5 protein-coding genes are annotated in these 4,788 nt (G+C 68.5%); 2 read left to right on the top strand and 3 right to left on the bottom strand.

Annotated features, from left to right (window positions below; genetic code table 11):
* Positions 1–284 precede the first annotated feature (284 nt).
* The gene (locus ABZ260_RS46785) at positions 285–629 is read left to right on the top strand and encodes a PepSY domain-containing protein (protein ID WP_355631256.1); all 345 of its coding nucleotides are present in this window, start codon (positions 285–287) and stop codon (positions 627–629) included.
* Here ABZ260_RS46785 and ABZ260_RS46780 read toward each other — a convergent pair whose 3' ends face one another.
* Entirely contained in the window at positions 630–1,304 is a 675-nt protein-coding gene (locus ABZ260_RS46780) for an HNH endonuclease family protein (protein WP_355631253.1), read from the bottom strand.
* 296 nt (positions 1,305–1,600) lie between these two features.
* On the opposite strand from ABZ260_RS46780, the gene ABZ260_RS46775 reads away from it, so the two are divergent.
* Complete coding sequence (locus tag ABZ260_RS46775) at positions 1,601–2,050, top strand: peptidase inhibitor family I36 protein (RefSeq protein WP_355549070.1); 450 nt, start codon at positions 1,601–1,603, stop codon at positions 2,048–2,050.
* 74 nt (positions 2,051–2,124) lie between these two features.
* On the opposite strand, the gene ABZ260_RS46770 is transcribed toward ABZ260_RS46775, so the two are convergent.
* A complete protein-coding gene (locus ABZ260_RS46770; protein WP_355631249.1) occupies positions 2,125–2,883 on the bottom strand; it encodes an SDR family oxidoreductase in 759 nt (252 codons plus the stop codon).
* Between the two features lie 154 nt (positions 2,884–3,037).
* Positions 3,038–4,788 (bottom strand): tetratricopeptide repeat protein (locus ABZ260_RS46765; protein ID WP_355631246.1); only part of this gene is annotated, 1,751 nt, incomplete at its 5' end.

Raw genomic sequence — 4,788 nt, 5'->3', positions numbered from 1 at the left:
CGTTGCCGCCGCCGCGGTGCACGCAGTACAGGAAGTTGTTGTAAACGGCCAGGGCAGGGCCGTCGGCGCTGCGATGGGCGGGGAAGGCGATATTGCACCGGGCCCTCCCGTCCCCCAAGGTCCTCCACGGGCGTCCGGCCGGATGACGGGCCGCGTTCGGGTGGCACTGCCCTGACAGCCGGGAAGCCCGATCCGGCCCGCCCAGGGGTGAGATCCGAAACCGGATTCCCTCGCTTAACGATCTCTTAGCGTGCCCCTATCAAAATCTCCGCAAATCTTGATCCATGAAGCGAATCACCAGAATCACCGTCGGAACCCTCGCAACCGCCGCCCTGCTGACCGCTGGGGGCGGCGTCGCCCTCGCCGCGCACCAGACGGACAGCACGGCGATCACCTCCACCACCACCATCGCCGCCGGCACGACCGCGGCGGACATCTCCTCCCGCAAGGCCGTACAGATCGCCAAGAAGCGCGTCCCCGGCGCGCGGGTGACCAAGGTCGAGCGCGAGTGGGAGCACGGCCAGCGCGCCTGGAAGATCGAGCTGCGCAAGGGCGCCTGGGAGTACGACGTCTACGTGTCGGCGCGGACAGGGAAGATCATCAAGTTGAAGCGCGAGTACGACGACTGATCAGCAGGCCTCGAGTACGGCCTGCATGGCGTCCTTCTCCGCGGGCGTCACCCACAGGCCGTACTTGACCTTCACCTTGATCTGGCGCTCGACGTAGGGGCACCGGTAGGCGTGGCGCGGCGGGAGCCAGGTCGCCGCGTCACCGGCGCCCTTCTGGCTGTTCAGCGGCCCGTCGACGGCCAGCAGGTTCAGCGGGTCGTTGGCCAGTTCCTTGCGCTTGGTCTTGGTCCACCCCTGGGCACCCTTCTGCCAGGCATCGGCGAGCGCGACCACGTGGTCGATCTGCACCGCCGAACTGGTCCGTGTCCCACGCTCGAACTTGATGGTCTTACCGCTGTAGGGGTCGTCGAGAATGCCGGACTGCACGATGCAGTCCTTGCCGCCCTCCTTGAAAGTCTCATCCTTCAGGTCGCGGATGAGAATGTCGTTGCGGGTGTCGCAGCCGTTCTTGTCGACGTCCGACCACGCGGGCCCGAACTCGGCACGGTCGAAACCGGTCATCGAGGCGCGACCCTTGACCTCAAGCTTCTTCAGATCCTGGAGCGCCTCGGACGCGGACTGCCCGCCGCCGGAGGACTTCGTACCGTCGTCCGGACCGCCCGGAATCGGACCGCAGCCCACCACCGTGAACGCGATCGTCGCGATGACCATCCCTCGTGCCAGCGCAGCCCGCACTATGCCACCTCTCCCGCGCGTTCACTACCTATGAAGCGGCAAATTATTCCAGATACCTCCTTCAATCCTAAAAGCCTCAAGCGGTCTGCGGGAGACCGGGAGGCTTTTCGGCGCGTCAATCTGCACCTTAACCACGTCTCACATCTGACCTGCACAAATGCATTGCGAGCACCAGCCCGCTGGAAGCACGCCTCGGAATTTTTACTCAACGCGACTATCGACTGCGTAAAGTAACGATGCTCTAATGGCCAAGAGTGCTCACGATGGGTGAGCAAACAACTACGAAGAGGATTCGCATGGGTAAGATCTCATCGCGTCATCCCCACCTCGCACGGACCGCGACAGGACTGTTCACCACCGCGGCCGCCCTGCTCCTGGCCTCCACCGGCTCCACCGCGGCGGCCGCTCAGCAGGCCTCCAGCCTGCCGCCGAGAGTGGTCCAGCTCGCGGAGAACGCGAGCTGCCCCTTCAACAGTCTCTGTCTCTACCGCGACTACGGCTTCAACGGACCGGGATACAGCATCCCCGCGGGCTACCCGACCGATCTGAACAACGTGCCGATGCCGGGCGGGGTGGGCGGCTCCTCCACCGCCGCGAACAACGTCTCGTCATGGATCAACAACACCGGCTACTACGTCCTGCTGATCGACTACGAGGGCGAGGAGCGCACGCTGTATCCCGGCAACTCCTTCGAGGAGCCCCCCGAGACCAACGACAGCGTCGACGCCGTCGACTGGCGCTACTGACCCCGCCCCCCTTTCTTCTCCCCGCGCGCCCGCCCGTCCGGGCCTCGGGGAGAAGGTCTCCGCGCCCGCCCAGGTCAGGTGATCAGGATCCCGCCGTCGACCGGGATCACCGCACCGGTGACATACGAGGCGGCGTCCGAGGCGAGAAAGATCGCCGCCGCGACGAGTTCGGCCGGATCTCCGGGGCGCTTCATCAGCACCCGGTGCTCAAACTGCCAGGCCAGGTAGCCCTCCGCGTACTGGTCGGTCATCTCCGAGGCGAAGAAACCCGGCTCGACGCAGTTGACCCGGATGCCGCGACGTCCCGTCCACTGCTGGGCGAGGTCACGGGTGAGGCCGACGACCCCCGCCTTGGACGCGCTGTAGGCGGCCTGCGGCAGCCCGGCGGTCGTCTCGCCCAGGATGCTGCCGACGTTGACGATCGAGGAGCCGGGCTTCATGACCCTGGCGCAGGCCTGCGCCATCCAGTAGGTGCCGTGCAGGTTGATCTCCACCACCTGCCGGAACTGCTCGGGCGTCTCCCTCAGCGCCGGGACCGCGGTGCCCACACCCGCGTTGTTGATCAGGATGTCCACCGCACCCAGTTCGGCGACCGCGGCTTCGGCCAGGGCCTGACAGTCCTCTGGCTTGACCACGTCGGTGACGAGGGCCACGCATCGCCTGCCGGTCTCCTCGACCAGGGCGCGGGTCTCCTCAAGACGGTCCTTCCTGCGAGCGCCGATCACGATGTCCGCACCCGCCTCGGCCAGGCCCCTGGCGAACGCGACGCCGAGCCCCGAGGACGCGCCGGTGACGATCGCGACCTTGCCGTCCAGCCGGAATCGGTCCAGCATTTAATCCTCCCCAGTTCGCCCACATGCCGAACAAGATTCTAATGACCAAGAAAAGAACCGCCCGTGAGGGGCCTCCTCACGGGCGGTGCGGTTTTCCGGGCTCAAGGCTCCGGGCGGCGCCGCGGGCTTCGGGAACGGCCCGCGGCGATCCGTCCTACAGGCCGTACTCCTTGGTGATCCGCTCGTGCCGCTCCACCTCGACATCGACGGCCTTGGCCAGATCGAGCCAGGCCAGCGGGTGCACCCAGCGCTCGGTGGCGTCGTCCAGGAGCGCGTCGAGCTCGACCGGGCTGATGTCCGGCGGGACCGCGATCCAGCCGAACACGCCGGGCAGCGGCTCGCCCGTGGTCGGGTGGGTCACGGTGTAGTTGTCGTCGCTGTAGACCCACATCGGCCAGCCACGCTCGGCCATGACCTCGTTGAACTCCGTCCAGTCGGCCTGGCTGGGCGCGGCACCGTCGAAGAACCAGCTGGTGTAACCACCGGGGCGGAGCATGCTCACCGCGGCGAAGGGCGGGACGAACTTCTCCTGCTCCTCGGCGCTCTCCGGAATCGGCTCCAGCAGCTGCGGCTCGAAGACGACCAGGTCACCGGCGTTGTACTCCATGCCGGGAGGCTGGGGGATGGCCAGACGCGCCGTCGCGGGGCCCGTGCGCACGCTCAGGACCTGACGCTGGCTGCCGTCGGGGGCGGGGAGGATGATGCGCACCAGGCCCATCTCCTCCTCGATCGGTCCCTCGCCCGACTGCAGCGGAATCCCGATCCTGGCGGCGCCCAGGCGGACGGTCTCCCAGTCTTCGGCGGCCGTCGCCATGACGACCATCCTCCACAGGTCCTGCTGCTCGATCTCCTCGGAGTCGAGGAGATCGCGCAGGATGCCCGCGCCCTTGGCGTTGTCGCCGAGCTGCTGCGCCGCGGCCGACCACAGCCTGGCCGCGTCGATACCGCCGCCGGCGGCGACCGCCGCCTCTCCTTCGACCGCCGCCTGCTCCCAGCGCTCCCGTGCGGTGTGCAGGCGCCCCAGGGCCATGTGGCGCTGCGCGGCGGGCAGCCGCTCGGCCATCTGCTCCAGGCGCTCGTCCTGACGGGCCTCGATCAGCAGGCTGCTGAGGTACGCGGAGTCCTGCGGGTCGGCGTTCTCGATGTCGCCGGACTCGACCAGCATGGTCCAGTAGATGTCGGCACCCTTCGCCGGGTAGCCGAGAAAGCCCAGCGTGGTGGTGTGTCGCCGGGTGCCCTCCACGTCGCGGCCGGACAGCGGGGCCAGCCAGCCCACCCAGCGCTCCGGGTCGGCGTTGAAACCGTCGGCGGCGTCGAAGGAGCCGACCAGCTCGTCCTCGGAGACCGGGGCAGGGAGCGCGGTGGCCTCGTCGGCGGCGGCGCGCAGCGCGGCGATCCGCTCGGCGACGTCACCGGAGTTCCTGAGCTCTCCCGCCGCCGACTCCGCCAGGTCGGCCAGGAGACGGGCCTGCCAGATTCCCTGGCGGGCGACCGCCAGTTGCCCGGCGACGAGCGCCAGCTCGACCCGGGCGCGGTAGCCGCCCATCATCGCGAAGTAGTCGATCCACTGCTTGAGCACCCGGCCCAGCTGCCAGGTGTTGGTGATCTGCGCCGACCCGGCGAGCGCACGGATGGCGTACGACCACTCGACCCAGGCGCGGGGGTGCTCGCCGACCACGTCGAGATCGGGCAGGGCGTCGACGGACTCCTGCACGCGATCGAGGGTCACGAGCACGAGCGCACGGAGCACTCCCTCGCGATACCCCTTGGCCACCGGGTCGTCCGGCTTGAAACCGGCCGCGGCGTCGAGCGCGGTGAGCGCGTCCTCGGCGCGACGACTGGGTGAGATGGCGCGGTCGCGAGGGGGGGCGGTTCGGCCGGACGAGTGGCCTGGATCAGGCATCG

Origin of the sequence: Streptosporangium sp. NPDC006013 (assembly GCF_040614275.1) — a bacterium.
Lineage (GTDB): Bacteria > Actinomycetota > Actinomycetes > Streptosporangiales > Streptosporangiaceae > Streptosporangium.
Note: the sequence above shows the minus strand (reverse complement) of the source record. Positions and strands in the feature narration are given on the sequence as shown.

What these genes read in the sequence shown, in the direction of transcription:
- ABZ260_RS46775 (WP_355549070.1), top strand. Translation starts at nt 1,601, where the DNA reads ATGGGTAAGATCTCATCGCGTCATCCCCACCTCGCACGGACCGCGACA.
- ABZ260_RS46785 (WP_355631256.1), top strand. Translation starts at nt 285, where the DNA reads ATGAAGCGAATCACCAGAATCACCGTCGGAACCCTCGCAACCGCCGCC.
- ABZ260_RS46770 (WP_355631249.1), bottom strand. Translation starts at nt 2,883, where the DNA reads ATGCTGGACCGATTCCGGCTGGACGGCAAGGTCGCGATCGTCACCGGC.